The organism is Roseicyclus sp. (assembly GCF_965662675.1).
Taxonomy (GTDB): Bacteria; Pseudomonadota; Alphaproteobacteria; order Rhodobacterales; family Rhodobacteraceae; genus Roseicyclus.
In genome coordinates this window covers 36,566-56,083 of sequence record NZ_CBFIIK010000005.1, presented here as the reverse complement: position 1 = coordinate 56,083, position 19,518 = coordinate 36,566, and the positions used below count along the sequence as shown (strand labels likewise).

Sequence of the window (19,518 nt, the reverse complement as noted above, 5' to 3'; positions counted from 1 at the left end):
ATATGCTCTTGCTGATCGAGGCGGCGCGCGGCGCAGGCCGGATCGCGGCGCGCTATTTTCGCGACGATCCCGAAACATGGGACAAGCCCGATGATGCCGGTCCCGTGACCGAGGCCGATCTAGCCGTCAACGACATGCTGCAAGATCGCCTGATGGATGCACGCCCCGATTATGGCTGGCTATCCGAGGAAACCCCAGACGACCACGCAAGACTGGCGGCGCGGCGGGTTTTCGTCATCGACCCGATCGACGGCACCCGCGCCTTTATCGAAGGCAGCTCCGCCTTTTCGCATTCGCTGGCCGTGGTCGAGGATGGGGCGGTGATCGCGGCAGCGGTCTACCTGCCAATCCGCGGCAAGCTATACGCCGCGGCCCTTGGCGGGGGGGCGACACTCAACGACATGCCGATCCGTGCCTCGGAGGCGCGTCATTTCCACGAGGCCGAGGTTCTGGCCACGAAGCATACGCTTGGCCCTGCGCATTGGCCCCACGGCGTGCCGGCGGTGACCCGTGCCTATCGCCCGTCGCTGGCCTATCGCATGGCGCTGGTGGGCGAGGGGCGGTTCGACGCGATGATGACGTTCCGCGCTACATGGGAATGGGATATCGCCGCAGGTAGCCTGATCATCACCGAGGCTGGCGGCATGGCCACCGATGCGACGGGCCAGCACCTCCGTTTCAACAGTGCCAGTCCAAAAGTCGCCGGCGTGTTTGCCGGTGCGCCGGGATTGCACGCGGCCTTGCTGCATGCACGGGGCGCAGGCGATGGCCCGGCCGCTTGACCCGCGCCGACCAATCCCTAGGGTGCGCCGCAGCTACGACGGTCGCCCAAACATGAATGGCTGACATCTTCGATGGAACGCTCACTCTCCCTTGCACTCTATCTCGCCTGGTCCGGACGCGGCGCTCTGAGCTTTGCCGAACGCAAGCTGACGCAGCGCGCGGCTGTGGGCAAGGAAGACCCCGCGCGGCTGGATGAACGCCGCGGAATTGCCGGTCATGCCAGACCGCAAGGGCCGTTGATCTGGTTTCACGCGGCCAGCGTGGGCGAATCCCTTGCCCTGTTGGAATTGATCCGCTTGCTTTTGGAGGAACGACCCGATCTGTCCATTCTGGTCACAACCGGCACCGTGACATCCGCCGCCGTGATGGCCGATCGCTTACCCGAGGGGGCGATGCATCAATATGTGCCGCTGGATGCGCGCGTATTCGTGGGCCGTTTCCTTGATCACTGGAAACCCGATGTCGCGGTCTGGACCGAAAGCGAGCTATGGCCGGCCTTGATCTGCGAGACCCACGCGCGCGGCATTGCCATGTTGCTGCTCAATGCGCGCATGTCCAAGGCCAGCCATGATCGTTGGCGGTTCCTGCGTGGCATGGCACGCAGTCTCTTGGGACGCTTCCGGCTTGCGATGGTCCAAGACGATCTGAGCGCGATCTATCTGCGCCGCCTCGGCATGCCCATGGATCGCGTAATGGTGACAGGGACGCTCAAGGAAGGGGCCGCGGCCCTTCCCGTCGACAATCGGTTACTCGATGCCATGCGCGCCGTCATAGGAAACCGCCCGGTCTGGGTCGCGGCCTCGACCCATCCCGGCGAAGAGCGCAAGGTGCTGGAGGCGCACCGCATCGCGATGCGGACCAATCCGCGGCTCTTGCTGATCTTGGTACCGCGACACCCCGCGCGGAGTGATGAAATCGCCCTGATGCTGTCAGATGATGGTTGGGCCTTTACCCGACGCAGCGCAGGCGAAAACCCCGAGGCCGAGGCCCCCGTCTACCTGGCCGATACGATGGGCGAGTTGGGGCTGTGGTATCGCTTGGCGAGCGTCAGCTTCGTCGCTGGTTCATGGGAACCGATCGGCGGTCATAATCCGTTCGAGCCCGCAGCCCTTGGATCGGCCATTTTGCATGGCCCCTATGTCACCAATTTCGTCGATATCTACCAACGGCTGACCGATGCGCGCGCCGCGCGGCTTGTGCCATCTCCGCAGGCCTTGGCCGAGGCGGTCGATGAGTTGCTCGCACCCGATCGCGCTGCGGTCATGGCCCATGCCGCATGGGAGGTGGTCTCGGCCGGGGCGGATGTGACGGATCGCGCCAAGGCGATCTTGCTCGAGACCTTGGACGAGGCGGCCGGCTGATGCGCGCGCCGATGTTCTGGCACGAGCCACCGGGGCTTTGGGCGACGTTACTATCGCCGCTTGGCGCGCTTTACGCAGGCGCGACGCGGCACCGGCTGGCCAGCGGACCGCGCGAGAAGCTGGGCGTGCCGGTGATCTGCGTCGGCAATCTGAATGCAGGCGGCACCGGCAAGACACCGACCGTCATCGCGCTGGCTGCGCGTTTGGCGGCGCGCGGGATCACCGCGCATGCGGTGACGCGTGGCCATGGCGGGACGCTGCAAGGCCCGGTGCAGGTCGTGGAACGCCAGCACAAAGCCGCGGAAACCGGCGATGAGGCGCTGCTGTTGGCGGCCTTTATGCCGGTTTGGGTGGCCAAGGATCGCGCCGCGGGCGCACGCGCGGCCATCGCCGCGGGCGCGCAGGCGATCTTGCTCGATGACGGGTTTCAGAACCCGAGCCTTTCCCATGATCTGGCGGTGGTTGTGGTGGATGCGCATATGGGCTTCGGCAATGGCAAGGTGATCCCGGCGGGGCCGTTGCGCGAACCCATCGCCGTCGGCTTGGCGCGGGCCGATCTGGTTCTGTCTATCGGCGATGATGCGGCACAGTCGCGTTTTGGCGCAAGATGGGGCGCAAGCGTGCAGGTGCCGCATGTCACGGGCACGCTTGCGCCCTTGCCAACCGGCCTGCCGCTTGCGGGAATGCCCGTGCTCGCCTTTGCGGGCATCGGCCACCCAGAGAAATTCTTTCGCACGCTCAGCGCGCTGGGGGCGGATTTGCGCGCCACCCATGCACTGCGCGATCATCAACCACTGAGCGATGCCTTGATGCAGCGCATGTTGCGCGAGGCCAAGGCGCAAGGTGCGCAGGTGGTGACAACCGAGAAAGACGCCGTCCGCCTTGCGCCCGCGCTGCGCGCTGAGGTCATGACCTTGCCCGTGCGGCTGGAAATTGCGGATTGGACGGCACTCGATGCGGCGATCGCACGGATCTTGACGGGGCGGACAACGCAGCCATGACCGCAAGAAAAGGGCGGCCCAAAGGCCGCCCCATCGCGGCTTATTGCGCGGCGACAAGCGCCTCGTCGATCAGGGCCGACATGTCGCCATAGCTCATGTTGGAATGCAAACGTCCCGCGATGACAAAGGCAGGCGTCCCCGAAATATTATGCGCGGCCATGTTCGTCTCATAGGTGGTGATCAGCGCTTGGGCCATATCCGCATCGGTCAGGCAGCTGTCGAGCTGTTCATTGGTCATGCCCGCCGTACGCCCGATCCGGCGCAGGTTCTCGGCCACCTCGGCGGGTGCGCCTTGGGTCCATTCGGCTTGGCGCTGATAGATCATGTCGATGATGCCGAAATAGCGCTCGGGCCCGGCACAGCGCGCCACCATCCCGGCCCACAAGCCGAAGCGGTCGAAATAGACCTCGCGATAAACGTACCGCACGCGGCCTTGATCGATGTAATCGGCCTTGAGCAGGGGCAGCGTGTTCTCATGGAACGTTTTGCAATGCGGGCAGGTGAAGGAGGCGTATTCGATGATCTCGACCGGCGCATCGGGATCGCCCATCACCATCTCGATCACCTGCGGCGTATCGGCGGTGGCGGCATCACTTGTCTGCGCATTGGCCGGTTGCGGCAATAGCGGCAAGGCGGGGGTGCTTTGCGGGCGCATCAAGGCGTAGCCGCCAGCGACCAAGGCACCGGCACCTGCGCCCAAAAGAATGGTTCTGCGATCCATGTTCTACTCTTCTCCTCAACGATCTCGTGGGGTTAGCACATTGCGCGCAAGGCGTGCGAGTGCCTGTTTCAGCCCGTCATCGGCCACTTGGTCGACGGTCGCCATTGCGCGCGACAATTGGGACGGGTCGGGGGGCTTGGGTACTTTGGGCGGCGCAGGGCGAAAGGCCACCTGACCATCGGCAAAGCCCGTGGGCGCGGTCTGAGTGATATGCACATGCGCAATCGCGCGGTAGCCATAGGTGGCATTGACCTGCGCGAGGATGCGATCCTTTTGCATGTCCAGAACCGGGGCATGGCCGCCCGTCGTCAGCAAGACCAAGGTGCCGCCGAAGCCGCGGCTCCAGCTGATGCGGACGGGGCGGGCGATGGCGGCGATCTCGGTGCCGACGATCTCTTCCCAGTGGGTCAGAAGCTTGGCCTCGCCAAAGCCACGCCGCTCGGCGGGTGCCTTGAGCGTGCTGCTAAGCAACGCGCCCGCCGTCTCGAAGCCGCGCTTGCGGCGCGCGGGCGGCTCGTTCGGCGTTATCTTGGGCTTGCGCGGCATGGGTTGCTTTCGTGTTGTCGCGATCAATCTATGCCTTAATGCGATGCTAACCAATAACAGGCTGCGGGGGAGCAGATAAACCTTGCGTGACGGGTTTGCCGATAGCGACGCCAGCGCGTCTTTGTTGCCATGGTATGATCGCCATGCGCGCGATTTGCCATGGCGTATCTCGCCCGCCGCGCTGCGCGCAGGGGCAAGGCCCGATCCCTACCTTGTGTGGCTATCCGAGATCATGCTGCAACAAACTACCGTGGCCGCCGTGCGCGACTATTTCCAATCTTTCACAAAGCGTTGGCCTGATGTTGGCGCCTTGGCCGCCGCCGAAGATGCAGAGGTGATGGGCGCTTGGGCCGGGCTTGGCTATTATGCGCGCGCGCGCAACCTGTTGAAATGCGCGCGTGTCGTGGCGCAGGACCATGCTGGAATTTTTCCCGATACCGAGGCGGGGCTTTTGACCCTGCCCGGTATCGGTCCCTATACCGCCGCCGCGATCGCCGCGATCGCCTTCGACAGGCCCGCGGCGGTGATGGATGGCAATGTTGAGCGTGTTCTTGCACGGCTTTTCGCGGTGCAAACACCCCTTCCAGCCGCGAAAACAGAGCTGAAAGCCCTGGCCGCGCGGCTCACGCCCGTGCAGCGCCCCGGCTGCTATGCGCAAGCGGTGATGGATCTGGGCGCGACGATCTGCACGCCGCGCAATCCGACCTGTGGCATCTGCCCGCTACGCAGCATGTGCCAAGCCAGCATGATGGGCATCGCCGCCGACCTGCCGCGCAAGACACCCAAGAAACAAGTTCCGACGCGGCACGGCATCGCCTATCTGGTGCGGCGCTGCGACGGGGCGGTGCTGCTCGAAACACGGCCGGAGACGGGGCTTTTGGGCGGCATGCTGGGCTGGCCCGGCAGCGATTGGGCCGAAACACCACCGGCCGAGGCCCCGCCCATCACCCTGCACTGGCATGACCCGAAGCTGGAGGTGCGCCACACTTTCACGCATTTCCACCTACGGCTGTCGCTCAGGCTGGGGCATGCGGGGCAAGATGCGACACCTGATCGCGGAGAATTTCACCCGCGCGCCATATTCCGGCCCGCAAACCTGCCTACCGTGATGCGCAAGGCGTGGGATTTGGCGCAAGGGTCATGGCCAGAGGATTGACCAAAAGCGCCCCACGCGCAAAGCATAGCCAATGGGAGAAAGGAACGACCAGCCATGATCCCCGCAACGCAAGTCGCAAGATTAGCCCGCGCCCTGCCCTATTGGATGTCGCTGGCGCTGTTTCCGCTCATCGCCTTTGTCGCCGGGCAAGGGGGCTGGTGGTTGCTTGCGATGCCGCTCATGACGTGGTGGCTGTTCAGCATGCTCGATCTGGTCATCGGGCTGGATCTGGAAAATGCCGATCCCACCACGCCCGAGCGTGACCTGTTTTGGTATCGGATGGTCACGCTGATCTGGTTCCCGCTTCAGCTTGTGACGATTTTCGCGCTGATCCCTTACGCGGTGCATAGCGATCACCTGTCCACCGCCGAGGCGTTCGGCCTGTTCTTCGGGGTGGGTGTGATTTCGGGCACCATCGGGATCAATTACTCCCACGAACTCATGCACCAATCGAACCGGCTGGAACGCTGGCTGGCCGATCTGCTGTTGGCGACCGTGCTATATTCGCATTTCCGATCCGAGCATCTGTTGGTGCATCACCGCTATGTCGGCACCAGCCGCGATCCGGTCACCGCGCGCTATAACGAGGGGTTCCACCGCTTTTTCCCGCGCGTGCTGCGCGAAAGCCTGACCAGCGCATTCACCGCCGAAAAGGCGATGCTGGCCCGGCGGGGCAAAGCGTGGACCGATCCCGCCAACCCGTTCTGGCGCTATTGGCTGTTGCAGGGGTTTTTCCTGATCCTCGCCTTCGGCATTGGCGGCTGGCTGGGGCTGGCGCTGTTCATCTTCCAAGCCGTCGTCGCGGTCTGGCAGTTGGAATTGACCAACTACATCGAGCATTACGGGCTGACGCGCAAACACTTGGGCGAAGGCAAATACGAGCATGTGCAGCCGCGCCATTCGTGGAATGCGGCGCACAAGGCGTCAAACTGGCTATTGATCAACCTGCAGCGCCATTCAGACCACCACTACAAGCCCGACCGCCGCTTTCCGCTTTTGCAGAACTACGCCGAGGATGCCGCCCCGCAACTGCCCTTTGGTTATCCGGTGATGACGATGGCCGCGATGATCCCGCCCTTATGGCGCCGCATCATGAACCCGCGCGTCAAGGCGTGGCGCAAACAGTTCTACCCCGAGATCGCGGATTGGCAGCCCTATAACAAAGGCGCGCTGCCCGCCCCGCGATAAAGGCCTGCCGCGTCAAGCGCGGCCTGCCTGCGATGACAGTGTCATGGGCGAAATACCTAGGCTGGCCAGCGCCCCTTCCCATTTGCTTTCCAGCCGGGGGGCGAAAACCAGATCGGGCGGCGCATCGGCGGTCAACCAACTGTTCTCGCCGATCTCATCCTCCAACTGGCCCGGGCCCCATCCGGCATAACCCAAGGCCATAAAGGCCCGCGCAGGGCCCAGACCAGCCGCGATATCGCGCAAGATATCGCGCGTCGCGGTCAGCGCGAAATCGGCATTGATCTCCAAGAGTTCGGCGTCATCGGGGCGATACTCGGCACTGTGCAACACGAAACCGCGGCGCATATCCACCGGTCCGCCATAGCAGACAGGCATATCCGGCGTGCCTGCTTGCGTCGTGATCTCCAATTGCGTCAAGACATCGGAAAAACGGACATCGGACATGGGCTTGTTCAAGATCAACCCCATCGCCCCATCGGCGGAATGGGCGCAAATCAACACGACCCCGCCGTGAAACCGCGGATCGGCAAGACCGGGCATCGCGATCAAGAGCTGTCCCGTCAGATTGGCGAAGATGGGATTGGGTGTGTCCATGATCAGACAATGGGGTCTCGACCCCGCACGATCAAGCGATGCACGCGGCAAGTGGGCCACAGATACGGGTGCGTCGCCAAAACGTGACTTTCAATTTCATCGCCAAGTTTCTAGCTGCATCAGGATGAGGATCGCAGCAAAAAGATATTTCGCCGTTCTGGCCACCCTGAGCCTGCTTTGGGGCGGCAATGCCGCGCGCGCCGAGTTTCAGGGGCAATCCGTGTCAGATGTGGTCGCGGTGTCGTTCCTGTCGGGCTGGCGCTTGGCTGATGGCAACCATATGGCCGCGATCCGGATCGATCTGGCACCGGGGTGGAAGACCTATTGGCGCGCGCCGGGCGAAGGCGGGGTGCCGACACTCATTCATCTCGACGAGACGCGTGATGTCCGCGACGTCGTGATCCATTGGCCAAGGCCGGATGTCTTCGTGGTCAATGGCATGCGCTCGATCGGTTACAAGGACAGCGTGGTTCTGCCCTTGGAATTCGCCCTCGATGCGCCGGGCGAGATCGCGATCGCAGGACGCGTGGATATGGGCGTATGCCTCGATGTCTGCATCCCCATAACGCTGAACCTATCGGGTGGTTTGCCCACGGGCACGCAGCGCGACGCGGCGATCGTCGCGGCGCTGACCGACCGACCCCTCACCGCCGCCGAGGCCGGTGCCGGCACGGCGCGCTGCCAACTGACCCCGATTTCCGACGGGCTCCGCGTGAGCGTTTCAATCGCGCTACCCGAGACGGGGGCGTTGGAAACCGTGGTGATCGAACATCGCGATCCCGGCATGTGGGTGTCAGAAACCGTTACCCGGCGCGAAGGCACAACTGTTTCGGCCACCGCCGATATCGTGCCGCCGCATCACGGGGCTTTTGCGCTGAACCGGCGCGATCTGCGCTTCAGCGTGATCGGCTCACGAATGGCGGTTGAGCTGGACGGCTGTCAGGGCTGAACGCTCAGGCCGACCCCGCCTTGGTCCGGCGCGTCAGCACCAAGGCCACCACCCAGACCACCAAGCACAACAGACCCGCGCCCGCGATAAAGACGCCAAAGGCCGCTCTCGTTCCGTCGCCCAAGCCAGCCAATGGCCCGATCATGCCCCCGCCCAAGATCACGCTGCCCAATGTCGCGGCGAACAGGGCCAGAATGGCAAAGGTCAATCCACCCATCCCCAACGCAACGCCGCGTTGGCGATGGATCGCGCCCAAGGCACGGCGCAAGGCGGTGAATTGCTTGGCGATATCTTGCTGCATGGCCAAGATCGCGGGCACGACCAAAAGCACGATCAACATCCCGAAACCCAAACCGTAAACCAGCGTGATCACCGTGGGCTTGAGGAATTGCGCATCCGACGATGTCTCATAGAGCAGCGGCGCAAGCCCCAGAACCGTGGTGAGCGTCGTCAGCAGAACGGGGCGCAAACGGTCACAGGTACCGTCGATGATCGCAGGGATCAAACCACGCTCTTCGGCATATTCATCGACAGTCGTCACCAGCACGATCGAGTCGTTGATGATGATGCCCGTCATCCCGATCAAGCCCACCACGGTGAACATGGATAGTGGCACATCCCACAGCGCATGGCCCCATATCGCGCCCACAAGGCCGAAGGGAATGATCGCCATTACCACCATCGGCCGCGTCCAGCTGCCGAAGATCCACGCCAGCACAAGATAGATGCCGACAAGGCACAAGATGAAGCCGGTCATCGCGTCGCCAAGAAAGGCTTGTTCCTGCTCGGCGAGGCCCGCCAAGCGGGTGGCTACGCCATAACGCTCTTCGACCTGTGGGATCAGAACCTCGCGCAGTTCGGTCATGATCTCTTCGGCGCGCACGGGGTCATCCTCGGACAGATCGCCGGTGACAGAGATCAGCCGCACGCCGTTTTCGCGCTGGATGGTGGAAAAGCCCTGCCGCGCGGTGACGGTCACGATATCGGCCAGCGGCACATATTGCCCCGAGGCCGCGCGCAACAGCGTCCGGTCGAGGAAATCAGCCGTCAACTCATCCTTGGGCATTTCCACGCGGATAGTGGCAGTGCGCGGCCCGTCGGGGAAACTTGCCGCTTCGATACCGCCCAAGCGGTCGCGCAGGACACGGCCCAACGTCCCGATCTCAAAGCCCAGCGCCGCACCTTGCGGCGTCAGTTCAAGGCTCAACTCTTCGCGGTCATAGGCCATGCTGTCTTGCAGCCCCGACACCTCGGAAAAGCGGGAAAGCTGGGCCTGCAGGCTCACCGCCGCCTCTTTGAGGGTCGTTGTGTCGGCGCCGAAAATCTGCACATCGATCGCATCGCCGCCGGGGCCGCCACGGAACCCGCGGAAACTGACGGTTTCGGTCAACGGAAGCTGGCGCACCTCGTCTTGCAAATCGGCGACGAAGGCGAATGAGGAATAGGGGCGCAGATCGGCGTCGATCAATTCGATCGCGATGGAGCCCAACAGATCGGCATCCTTGTTATCGACACCAGACAGCCCGCCGCCCGTATTGCCGCCGACTTCGGCCACGACATAGACCAACGGGTTGGCGCCATGCTCGGCCTCATAGCGCGCGGCGACCGCATCGGCGGCGCGCTGCATCTCGCGCATCATGGCCAGGCTATCATCGCGATCCGCCGCGTCGAGCATGGCGAAATTTCCTGTCACCGACGACAGCTCCGGCGCGTTGAAAAAGCGCCAGACGACATCGCCGCGCATGAAGCTGGCTACTTGGGTCGCCAGCAAGAAGATCATCGCCGCCAAGACCGGGTAACGCGCCACAACGACAAAGCGCATCATCGGGCGAAAGGCGGTGCGCTTGAACCAGTCAAAACCCCGATTGACCACCCGCGAAGGCAGATCATACCAATGCGTCTTGGCAGAATGGGCCAGCGCATGGGCCATGTGATTGGGCAAGATCAAGAAGCATTCCACAAGGCTCGCGATCAAGACCACGATCACCGTAAAGGGGATATCGGCGATCAAGCTGCCGAAACGGCCCCCAATCGCGGTCAGCGCGGCAAAAGCCAAAACGGTGGTCACCGTGGCTGAAAACACCGGGGCCGCCATGCGCCGCGCGGCGGTTTCAGCGGCGGTGACCGGGTCTTCGCCCAGATGTCGCGCGCGGTAGTCGGCATGTTCTCCCACGACGATGGCGTCATCCACGACGATGCCAAGCGTGATGATCAGCGCGAAAAGCGAGATCATGTTGATCGTCAGCCCCGCCGCCCACATCAGCGCGATGGCCGCCATCATCGCCACGGGAATACCCGCCGCCACCCAGAATGCGGTGCGCGCATTCAAAAACAGGAACAACAAGCCCACGACCAGCGCCAAACCCAACAGCGCATTGTCGAGCAAGATATTGATCCGGCCCGTGATCGCCTCGGCGCGGGTACGGATCAGGTCGATGGTGGTGCCGCTGGGCAGCGTCGCCTCCATCTCGGTGGCGACCTGTTCGACCAGCGCCTGAATCGCAATCGCATCGCCATCTTCCGAACGGTCCACGCGGATGGTGATGGCCGGGTTCTCACCCACGAAATAGGCACGTTCGCGGTCCACACCCTCGGAGCGGACAAGGGCGACATCGCCGATGCTGAGCGTCGATCCATCGGCATTTGTGCGCAGAGACAGCGCCGCGATCTCGGCGGCGCTACGCTGGGCGGCACCGGTGCGGATACGCGCATTTGCGCTATCGACATCCCCCGCAGGCGCGGTGGTCGCTGCCGCGGCGATCACGCCCGCGATCTCGGACATGGAGATATCATGCCGGATCAGCGCGGCAGGCGAGACCTCGACCACGGTTTGGCCAGCCGCGACACCACGAATCGTGGTGCGCGTAACACCGACGGCAAAAAGGCGGGCGGCAAATTCATCGGCGAAACGGCCAAGCTGGGCAGGCTCGACAGGACCGGTGATCACCACATCGGTGACATTGTCCCACCACGAGCCACGGCGCACCGATGGGTCATCGGCATCTTCAGGCAGATCAGACACGGCATCGAGTGCGGCCTGCACCTCATCGGCGGCGCGGCCCATATCCCAGCCCGGCTCGAATTCCACCCCGATCGAGGCACGCCCCTCGCGGCTGGAGGCATCGGTGGCGACGACACCCGGCACAAGCAAAAGCGCGGGCTCCAGAACGGCAACGACGCCTTCATCCACATCTTCGGCGCCCGCACCTTCCCAACCGATGACGATCGTGATCTCGTCCGAGATGACATCGGGAAAGAACTGCGCGCGCATCTGCGGGATCGCGGCCAGACCCGCCACGACCAAAAGCGTCAACAACAGGTTCGCCGCCGTGCGGTGGCGGGTGAAGTAGCTCAAGATGCCGACACCGCCGGGGGGAAGACTGCGCATGGCTTAGCTTCCCATCCGGCTTTCGATGCGCGCAACCATCTGGGCGGGCACCTCGTCTTGCGACAATTGGTTAAGCATATTCGCCTTCACATCGGCGGGGATGAAGCCATTGGCCTCGACAAAGGCGATCAGGCGGGCGCGCCGCTCGGGATCAAGCGCGATGGTCTGCGGCGTGTCAGGCACGGCGGTATCGGAACCGCTCTCGCGGATCGGATTGATCCGGATACCGTCACCCAGAACCGGCGTGCGGGCCAAAACCACCTCGCGCCCATCCAGACCAGGCGCGCGCACCAGCACGTCATCGCCTTGGCGGCGCAAAAGCGTCACGGCCACGGATTGCAGCCGGTCTTCGTCGCCCAGAACGAGGATACGCCCATCCGATCCATAGGCCGTCGCCGGAAGCCGCGCGACACCGTCAAGCGGCGGCTCTTCCAGTTCGACGCGCACGAAATCACCCACGCGCAGGCCACGCGGCACATCGATACTGGCAAACAAAAGCCGCCCCGATTGCCCCGCCTCGACCGCGCCGCTTTCGCGGGTCAATCGCGCGGTCGAGGCCAGATCCATGCCGAATACATCCAAGATCACTCGCACATCGGCATCGGGCAATGCCGCGCCATCGCGCAAAATCTGTGCATACTGCGCGGTCGAAATGCGAAATGCCACCTCGAGCGCGTCAGGGTCGATCAGCCGCGCGATCTGTTCGTTGCGGTTGACCAAGCGCCCCTCAACCAACGTGACGCCGGAAAGCACACCGTCGAAAGCGGCGGTCAGCACGGTTTCGGCGCGCGCGCGCTCGGCCTCGGCCAAGGTGATGCGGCGGCGCTCAAGCGCGGTTTCTGCCTGTGCAACACGGGCCTGCGCTTGAGCGAGAGCCTGCCTGCGCGACAAGACCGCTTGGGCCGCCGTCGCCGCCGCAAGCTCGGCGGTTTCGACAGATGCCGCACTGCCGACACCGCGCGCGAGCAGATCGTTTTGCCGCGCCAATGCGCGGTCGCGCAATTCAGCCTGACGGCGCGCCGCGGCCACATCTTCGTCGGCCAGCGCAAGCGCGCGCCCGGCATCGGCCAGTTCGGCCTCGGCGTCGCGCAGATCGGTGCGCGCGGTGGCCAAGGCGGAATCAGCCTGCGCGGGATCGATCCGCAACAAGACCTCGCCCGCCATGACCGCGCCGCCCTCTTGGAAACTGGGGGAAAGGGCGATCACCGTCCCCTCGGCGGGAGCGCGCAGCTCGAGCGTGCGGCGCGAACGGATTTCGCCAAAAGCGGTCAGAACCGGTGTTTGCGACCCGATCGCGATCGGCGCGACCTCGGCGGAAAAGACACGCTCGCGCGCAGGCATCCCGCCGCCGCCATCGGCCATACGATCTTGGATCGCACCGAAAATCGTCTGTCCGGCCATGGCCAAAAGGCCAAGCGTCACGGCAAAAAGGAATAGCCCGGTCAGGGCACGGCGGAAAAAGCGCATAATTGGCTGCCTTTAGGGGTCGCTTGAGCTAAGATAGGCACGAAAACCGACAGGGCAAAAAACATCGTTGCAGCGGTTACACGTAGCATCGACCTATTTCCGTCGCAGGTGCTCGTCCAACCGTGGCAATATCTCCACGAAGTTGCAGGGCCTATGGCGATAATCAAGCTGGAAGCACAGGATTTCATCCCACGCATCGCGGCAGGCCCCGCTCGATCCCGGCAGCGCGAACAGATAGGTGCCACCCGCCACACCGCCCGTCGCGCGCGATTGCACCGCCGAGGTGCCGATCTTTTGCATCGAGATCATGGTGAAGACCGTGGCAAAGGCCTCGATCTCTTTCTCATAGACATCGCGATGTGCCTCGACCGTGACATCGCGGCCCGTCAGGCCGGTGCCGCCCGTGGTCAAGATCACATCGATGTCGGGATCGGCCACCCATGCGCGCAGTTGATCGGCGATCGCGGCACGCTCATCGCGCAGGAGGTGGCGCGCAGCCAGAATATGGCCCGCCGTCGTCAGACGTTCGACCAAGAGATCGCCGGATTTATCCTCGGCCAAGCTCCGGGTGTCCGAGACCGCCAAAACGGCGATGCGCACGGGGTGAAAGGGGCGGGTTTCGTCGATGCGGCTCATGTCTTCGTCCTCAACCGGGAATTGAGCGACAAAAGATCCGCCCATGCCGCTGCTTTTTCCTGTGGGCGGCGCAACAGATAGGCGGGGTGCAGCATGGGGATCGCGGGGCGATCATCCAGCGTGACCCAAGCGCCGCGCAGCCGCGTGATGCCGGTTTGGCCGATCAAGGCCTCGCAGGCGGCATTGCCCATCAACACGACCAGATCCGGCGCGGCCAAGGCGATGTGGCGGCGCATGAAGGGGGCCATCATCGCCAGCTCCTCGGCCTCGGGCTTGCGGTTTTGTGGCGGGCGCCACGGCACAACATTGGCGATATAGACCGCCTGCGCCGGATCGGTCGCGGCACGGTCAAGGCCGATGGCCGCCAACATCCGGTCGAGCAACTGGCCCGATTGACCGACGAAGGGCTTGCCTTGCTGTTCCTCGTCGCGCCCCGGCGCCTCGCCCACGATCATCACGCGCGCGCCCGGCAGGCCATCGGCAAAAACCAGCCGTGTCGCGGTTTCGCGCAGCGGGCAATGCGCGAACCCTTCCATTGCGGCGCGCAGCGCGGGCAGGTCTTGTGCGGCGCTAGCGGCGGCTTGGGCCAAAGCGACCACATCGACAGCGGGCGCCAAGGGCGCCTCATCGACGGGCGGCGGCGCAACCGCGCCGCCCATTTTGGGCGCAATGGCGGCAGCGGCGGTGGCGGGCGCTTGATCAGCCAAGGCGAAACGGTCGACGGGCGCGTCGAGAATCGCTTCATCCGCGCCCAGCTCTATCTGCCAGTCGAGCATCGCAAGCGCGTCGTGAAAGCCCATATCATCCATAAGCCCAAGGTTATGCCGCCCGGCGTCGCGATGGAAGAGCCGAACAGCTTGCCGCCCTGCCCCACCCGCACTTATAAGCGGGAAACGCGTCATGCACCGGGGCAGAGCGATGACATTCAGCCAGACCCATCTTCTGGGGATAGAAGACCTCCATCCGGTGGAGATCACGACGCTTCTCGATCGCGCCAATGCCTATGCCGAGGCCGAGCGCGGCAGCCGCGAGCATGGCCAACCCCTCAAGGGGCTGACGCAGATCAACATGTTCTTCGAGGCCTCGACCCGCACGCAGGCCAGTTTCGAGATCGCCGGCAAGCGGCTGGGTGCCGATGTGATGAACATGGCGATGGCGGCTTCCTCGCTGAAAAAGGGCGAGACGCTGATCGACACGGCGCTGACGCTGAACGCGATGCATCCCGATCTGCTGGTCGTGCGCCACCCCCATTCCGGCGCGGTCAAACTGCTGGCCGACAAGGTGAATTGCGCCGTGCTGAATGCGGGCGACGGGCGGCATGAACACCCCACGCAAGCGCTACTCGATGCGCTGACGATCCGGCGGGCCAAGGGCCGTTTGCACCGGCTGACCATCGCGATCTGCGGGGATATTGCGCACAGCCGCGTCGCGCGCTCGAATATCCACCTTTTGGGCAAGATGGAAAACCGCGTGCGCCTGATCGGGCCGCCCACGCTGATCCCTTCAGGGGCGGGTGATTGGGGGGTCGAAGTCTATGGCGACATGGCCGAGGGGCTGAAAGACGCCGATGTGGTGATGATGCTCAGGCTTCAGAAAGAGCGGATGGATGGTGCCTTCATCCCGTCGGAGCGCGAGTATTTCCACCGCTTCGGGCTGAACGCCGAAAAGCTGGCACATGCCAAGCCCGACGCCATCGTGATGCATCCGGGGCCCATGAACCGCGGGGTCGAGATCGACGGCAACATCGCCGATGACATCAACCGCTCGGTGATCCAGGAACAGGTCGAGATGGGCGTAGCCGTGCGCATGGCCGCGATGGCGCTTCTGGCCGAGAACCTGCGTGCGCGGCGGGCGGCATGAGCGAGCGGCTTTTTGTCTTTGCGGTCAACGCACAGACGGATGTCTGCCACACGCATCACTCCCGCGCCCAAGGCGTGACGCCCACGCTGCCGCCCTTGGCCGATTGGTTGGGCGCGGGCGTGGATACCGACGAGATCGAACTGTTTACGCTACAAGATATCGGGGATCTCCGGCTGAGCGATTATGTCGATCTGGCCTTTGCCCCCGAGGATATTCCAAGCGATGCCGCGCGGCGGATGAATGCGCTGGAGGGGTCGGTGCTGTTGGTGCCGGGCCGGGCGCTGTCGGGCGACCTCGCGCCCGGCGCCGCGCTGACACTGATCGCGAGCTTGCCCTTGGCGCAGGCCGATCACAGCGCCGCCTTGCCCAAGGCGACGATGGACACCCTGACGGGCGGGAACGATGCGCCGGTGATCATGCCTCGGCACCTCGGCACGCTGCCTTGGCTGATCTTGGGACTTGCGCTGGTTGCGCTGATCCTTTTGTGGGTGTCGTGATGAGGATGACGGCGCCATTTTGCCCAAACGGCGCAACAAGCAGCAACCGCGTGGCGGGATGGACGGCATAAGATGACCAACGCACTTCTCAGAAACGCGCGCCTGATCGACCCCGAGGCGGGGACGGAAACGCTGGGTTGGCTCAGGATCGAGGGGGGGCGCATCGCGGAAACCGGAGAGGGGCCACGCGCGGGCGGCATCGACTGCGGCGGTGCCTGCATCGCGCCCGGCATCATCGACATCGGCGTCAAGGTCGGGGAACCGGGCGAGCGGCACAAGGAAAGCTTTCGCACCGCGGGGCGGGCCGCCGCGGCCGGGGGGGTCACGACGATGGTCACCCGGCCCGATACCGCCACCCCCATCGACACGCCCGAGGTGCTGGAATTCGTCACCCGCCGCGCGCAAGAGGATGCAGCCGTCAAGGTGCGCCCCATGGCCGCCCTGACCAAAGCCCGTGAAGGGCGCGAGATGACCGAGATCGGTTTCTTGATCGACGCAGGCGCCGTGGCCTTCACCGACGGAGATGCCGTTACCGCCGATCCAAAAGTGCTGTCGCGCTGCATGACCTATGCGCGCTCTTTGGGCGCGCTGATCGTGGGCCATGCCCAAGACCCAGGGCTGAGCGACGGGGCCGCTGTGACATCTGGCAAATTCGCCTCGCTGCGCGGGCTGCCGGCGGTGTCACCGATGGCCGAGCGGATGGGGCTGGAGCGGGATCTGGCCTTGGTCGAGATGACGGGGGTGCGCTATCACGCCGACCAGATCACCACCGCCACAGCCCTGCCCGCGCTGGCGCGTGCGAAAGCGGCGGGCCTTGATGTCACGGCTGGCGTGTCGATCCATCACCTGACACTCAACGCCTTCGACGTCGGCGACTACCGCACCTTTTTCAAGGTCAAGCCGCCCTTGCGCGACGAGGATGACCGCGCGGCGATGGTGGCCGCGCTCCGCGATGGGCTGATCGACATCATCTGTTCGATGCACACGCCGCAAGACGAGGAGAGCAAGCGCCTTCCGTTCGAGGCGGCGGCCTCGGGCGCGGTCGGGCTTGAAACACTCTTGCCAGCCGCACTCAGGCTCTACCACGCCGAGGCGCTCAGCTTGCCGGAATTGTTCCGCGCGCTGTCGCTGAACCCGGCGCAGCGCTTCGGGTTGCAGGGCGGGCGGCTTGCGCCCGGCACACCCGCCGATCTTGTGATGTTCGATCCCGACATCCCCTATGTTCTCGACCGTTTCGCATTGCAGTCCAAGTCGAAGAATACCCCCTTCGACGGACAACGCATGCAAGGGCGTGTGCTGCGCACATGGGTCGATGGCGCGGTGGTCTATGACCGCGCGCAAGGCGCGCTTGCATGATCCCCATGATCGAGACCTCGGTTGCGCTCTTGGGGTTGGCGGCATGCTTGGCCTATTTGCTGGGCGCAATCCCCTTTGGCGTTGTGATGGCGCGGCTTTTTCGGCTGGGCGACCTGCGCCAGATCGGATCGGGCAATATCGGGGCCACCAACGTCTTGCGCACCGGCAACAAGCTGGCGGCTTTTCTGACCTTGGTGCTGGATGCGGCCAAGGGCGGGGTCGCGGTGCTGCTTGCGCGCCAATTGCTTGGCGAGGATGCCGCCCAGATCGCGGCGTTCACCGCCTTCTTGGGCCATTGCTACCCGGTGTTTCTGGGGTTTCGTGGTGGCAAGGGTGTCGCGACCTTCCTTGGCACGCTTCTGGCGCTGGCTTGGCCCGTCGGTCTGGCCGCCTGTGCGACATGGGCGGCGGTAGCAGCGGTCAGCCGGATCTCTTCACTCGCCGCGCTGGTGGCAGCCGCGCTGTCGCCGCTCTGGGCGCTGATGCTGGGATTGCCGCAGGTCACAGCCTTGGCCATCGCGCTGGCCGCGCTGATCGCGTTGCGCCATCAGGCCAATATCGCCCGGCTAGTGGCGGGGACCGAGCCGCGCATCGGCAAGAAACGATAGGTCAGTAGCGATAGGCGTTGTAGATCTGGGTCAGATCGCCTGCCCAATCGTCATGGTAATGGGCAAGCAGTTCATCGGCAGGCACGCGGCCGGTGTCGATGCTTTCCTTTAGGGCATTCAGGAAATGCGTCTCGTCGGGGATCAGCCCTTCGGCACCGGGGCAGGCCCGGGCCTTGAGCCCGGCCTCGGCGATGGCAACAGCCTCGCGCGCGATGTCATGCATGCGGACCGCGCCCACCACGGCCTGCAACCCATCGACCGAGGCCGCGACCCGCAACGCATCGCGCGTCTCGGCATCCCAGCCCTTGACCAGATCCCAGGCCGCATCGAGGGCGGATTGATCATACATCAGCCCCACCCAGAATGCGGGCAGCGCGCAAAGCCGGCGCCACGGGCCACCATCGGCGCCGCGCATCTCGATATACTTCTTGACCCGCGCCTCGGGGAACACCGTGGTCAAGTGATCGGCCCAATCCGACAATGTCGGCATCTCGCCGGGAAGCGCGGGCAATTGCCCCTTGAGGAAGTCACGAAATGACTGACCCAACGCGTTGATGTATTTGCCGTCGCGATAGACGAAATACATCGGCACATCGAGGACATACTGCACCCAAGCCTCGAAGCCGAAACCCTCCTCGAAGACGAAGGGCAGCATGCCGGTGCGCGCGGGATCAAGATCGCGCCAGACGCGCGCACGCCATGATTTATGCCCGTTGGGCTTGCCGTCGAGGAAGGGCGAATTGGCGAAGAGTGCGGTGGCGACCGGCTGAAGCGCCAAGGCCACGCGCATTTTCTGAACCATATCGGCCTCGGAGCCGAAATCGAGATTGACCTGCACCGTGCAGGTGCGACGCATCATCGTGGTGCCCATGGTGCCGACCGATTGCATATAGCCATCCATCAGCTTGTAGCGCCCCTTGGGCATCAAGGGCATGTCTTCATGCCGCCAGATCGGGGCGGCCCCAAGTCCGATGAATTCCACGCCGATCCGGTCGGCCACTTCGCGTACTTCGCGCAGATGCGCGTTCACCTCGTCGCAGGTCTGGTGGATCGTCTCGAGCGGTGCGCCCGACAACTCCAACTGCCCGCCCGGCTCGAGGCTGACATTCGCGCCATCCTTGGTCAGACCGATGATGTTGCCGCCCTCGAACACGGGCGTCCAGCCGAACTTGGCCTGCATCCCCTCCAGCACCGCCTTGATCGAGCGCGGGCCGTCATAGGGCAAAGGCGCGAGCGTATCGCGGCAATAGCCGAATTTCTCATGCTCGGTGCCGATACGCCACTGATCCTTGGGCTTGCAGCCCGAGGCGAGATATTCGGCCAATTGGTCATGATGTTCGATCGGGCCGCCGCCGGACTGGGGGATGGACATCGTGTTCTTCTTCCGCGCTCGGGGCAGTCTCGCGC

General features: G+C 64.2%; 18 protein-coding genes. 10 read left to right on the top strand and 8 right to left on the bottom strand.

Annotated features, from left to right (window positions below; translation table 11 throughout):
* The first annotated feature begins 2 nt into the window (after positions 1-2).
* The 3 genes from ACTG4J_RS02390 to lpxK all read left to right on the top strand — a co-directional run bounded on the left by ACTG4J_RS02390 (position 3) and on the right by lpxK (position 3,145).
* Positions 3-782, top strand: a complete 780-nt coding sequence (locus ACTG4J_RS02390) for a 3'(2'),5'-bisphosphate nucleotidase CysQ (protein ID WP_439136907.1) — start codon at positions 3-5, stop codon at positions 780-782.
* 72 nt (positions 783-854) lie between these two features.
* Positions 855-2,144 carry a 3-deoxy-D-manno-octulosonic acid transferase gene (locus ACTG4J_RS02385; RefSeq protein WP_439136891.1) on the top strand — a complete coding sequence of 430 codons (1,290 nt, stop codon included), beginning with the start codon at positions 855-857 and terminating at the stop codon, positions 2,142-2,144.
* Positions 2,144-3,145 carry a tetraacyldisaccharide 4'-kinase gene (gene lpxK / locus ACTG4J_RS02380; protein WP_439136890.1) on the top strand — a complete coding sequence of 334 codons (1,002 nt, stop codon included), beginning with the start codon at positions 2,144-2,146 and terminating at the stop codon, positions 3,143-3,145. Before ACTG4J_RS02385 ends, lpxK begins: the two co-directional genes overlap by 1 nt.
* 40 nt (positions 3,146-3,185) lie before the next feature.
* Here lpxK and ACTG4J_RS02375 read toward each other — a convergent pair whose 3' ends face one another.
* Together ACTG4J_RS02375 and ACTG4J_RS02370 are read right to left on the bottom strand one after the other, a co-directional pair.
* Positions 3,186-3,866: a DsbA family protein gene (locus tag ACTG4J_RS02375; RefSeq protein WP_439136889.1), complete on the bottom strand. Its 681-nt coding sequence runs from the start codon at positions 3,864-3,866 to the stop codon at positions 3,186-3,188.
* Between the two features lie 15 nt (positions 3,867-3,881).
* Positions 3,882-4,412: a DUF721 domain-containing protein gene (locus ACTG4J_RS02370; protein WP_439136888.1), complete on the bottom strand. Its 531-nt coding sequence runs from the start codon at positions 4,410-4,412 to the stop codon at positions 3,882-3,884.
* Positions 4,413-4,494: 82 nt separating this feature from the next.
* On the opposite strand from ACTG4J_RS02370, the gene mutY reads away from it, so the two are divergent.
* Positions 4,495-5,568, top strand: coding sequence for an A/G-specific adenine glycosylase (gene mutY, locus ACTG4J_RS02365; protein WP_439136887.1), 1,074 nt, complete (start codon positions 4,495-4,497; stop codon positions 5,566-5,568).
* 54 nt (positions 5,569-5,622) lie between these two features.
* On the top strand, positions 5,623-6,756 hold the full coding sequence (locus ACTG4J_RS02360; RefSeq protein ID WP_439136886.1) for an alkane 1-monooxygenase: 1,134 nt from the start codon (positions 5,623-5,625) through the stop codon (positions 6,754-6,756).
* Between the two features lie 12 nt (positions 6,757-6,768).
* Here ACTG4J_RS02360 and ACTG4J_RS02355 read toward each other — a convergent pair whose 3' ends face one another.
* Positions 6,769-7,350 (bottom strand): YqgE/AlgH family protein, encoded by a 582-nt coding sequence (locus ACTG4J_RS02355; protein WP_439136885.1) that lies wholly within the window; start codon positions 7,348-7,350, stop codon positions 6,769-6,771.
* 124 nt (positions 7,351-7,474) lie between these two features.
* On the opposite strand from ACTG4J_RS02355, the gene ACTG4J_RS02350 reads away from it, so the two are divergent.
* Complete coding sequence (locus tag ACTG4J_RS02350; RefSeq protein WP_439136884.1) at positions 7,475-8,299, top strand: protein-disulfide reductase DsbD domain-containing protein; 825 nt, start codon at positions 7,475-7,477, stop codon at positions 8,297-8,299.
* 4 nt (positions 8,300-8,303) lie between these two features.
* On the opposite strand, the gene ACTG4J_RS02345 is transcribed toward ACTG4J_RS02350, so the two are convergent.
* The 4 genes from ACTG4J_RS02345 to ACTG4J_RS02330 form a co-directional block, all read right to left on the bottom strand.
* Entirely contained in the window at positions 8,304-11,687 is a 3,384-nt protein-coding gene (locus ACTG4J_RS02345) for an efflux RND transporter permease subunit (protein ID WP_439136883.1), read from the bottom strand.
* 3 nt (positions 11,688-11,690) lie between these two features.
* Positions 11,691-13,154, bottom strand: a complete 1,464-nt coding sequence (locus tag ACTG4J_RS02340) for an efflux RND transporter periplasmic adaptor subunit (protein WP_439136882.1) — start codon at positions 13,152-13,154, stop codon at positions 11,691-11,693.
* Positions 13,155-13,247: 93 nt separating this feature from the next.
* Positions 13,248-13,790, bottom strand: a complete 543-nt coding sequence (gene moaB / locus ACTG4J_RS02335) for a molybdenum cofactor biosynthesis protein B (RefSeq protein WP_439136881.1) — start codon at positions 13,788-13,790, stop codon at positions 13,248-13,250.
* Positions 13,787-14,599, bottom strand: coding sequence for a uracil-DNA glycosylase (locus tag ACTG4J_RS02330; RefSeq protein ID WP_439136880.1), 813 nt, complete (start codon positions 14,597-14,599; stop codon positions 13,787-13,789). Before ACTG4J_RS02330 ends, moaB begins: the two co-directional genes overlap by 4 nt.
* A 109-nt stretch (positions 14,600-14,708) precedes the next feature.
* Here ACTG4J_RS02330 and ACTG4J_RS02325 point away from each other — a divergent pair, with 109 nt between their 5' ends.
* From ACTG4J_RS02325 to plsY, 4 genes are all read left to right on the top strand, one after another.
* The gene (locus ACTG4J_RS02325; protein ID WP_439136879.1) at positions 14,709-15,650 is read left to right on the top strand and encodes an aspartate carbamoyltransferase catalytic subunit; all 942 of its coding nucleotides are present in this window, start codon (positions 14,709-14,711) and stop codon (positions 15,648-15,650) included.
* On the top strand, positions 15,647-16,147 hold the full coding sequence (locus tag ACTG4J_RS02320) for a hypothetical protein (protein WP_439136878.1): 501 nt from the start codon (positions 15,647-15,649) through the stop codon (positions 16,145-16,147). Before ACTG4J_RS02325 ends, ACTG4J_RS02320 begins: the two co-directional genes overlap by 4 nt.
* A gap of 72 nt (positions 16,148-16,219) precedes the next feature.
* On the top strand, positions 16,220-17,503 hold the full coding sequence (gene pyrC / locus ACTG4J_RS02315) for a dihydroorotase (protein ID WP_439136877.1): 1,284 nt from the start codon (positions 16,220-16,222) through the stop codon (positions 17,501-17,503).
* Positions 17,503-18,111 carry a glycerol-3-phosphate 1-O-acyltransferase PlsY gene (plsY, locus tag ACTG4J_RS02310; RefSeq protein WP_439136906.1) on the top strand — a complete coding sequence of 203 codons (609 nt, stop codon included), beginning with the start codon at positions 17,503-17,505 and terminating at the stop codon, positions 18,109-18,111. Before pyrC ends, plsY begins: the two co-directional genes overlap by 1 nt.
* Position 18,112: 1 nt before the next feature.
* Here plsY and ACTG4J_RS02305 read toward each other — a convergent pair whose 3' ends face one another.
* Positions 18,113-19,483, bottom strand: a complete 1,371-nt coding sequence (locus ACTG4J_RS02305; RefSeq protein WP_439136876.1) for a glutamate--cysteine ligase — start codon at positions 19,481-19,483, stop codon at positions 18,113-18,115.
* Positions 19,484-19,518: the final 35 nt, after the last annotated feature.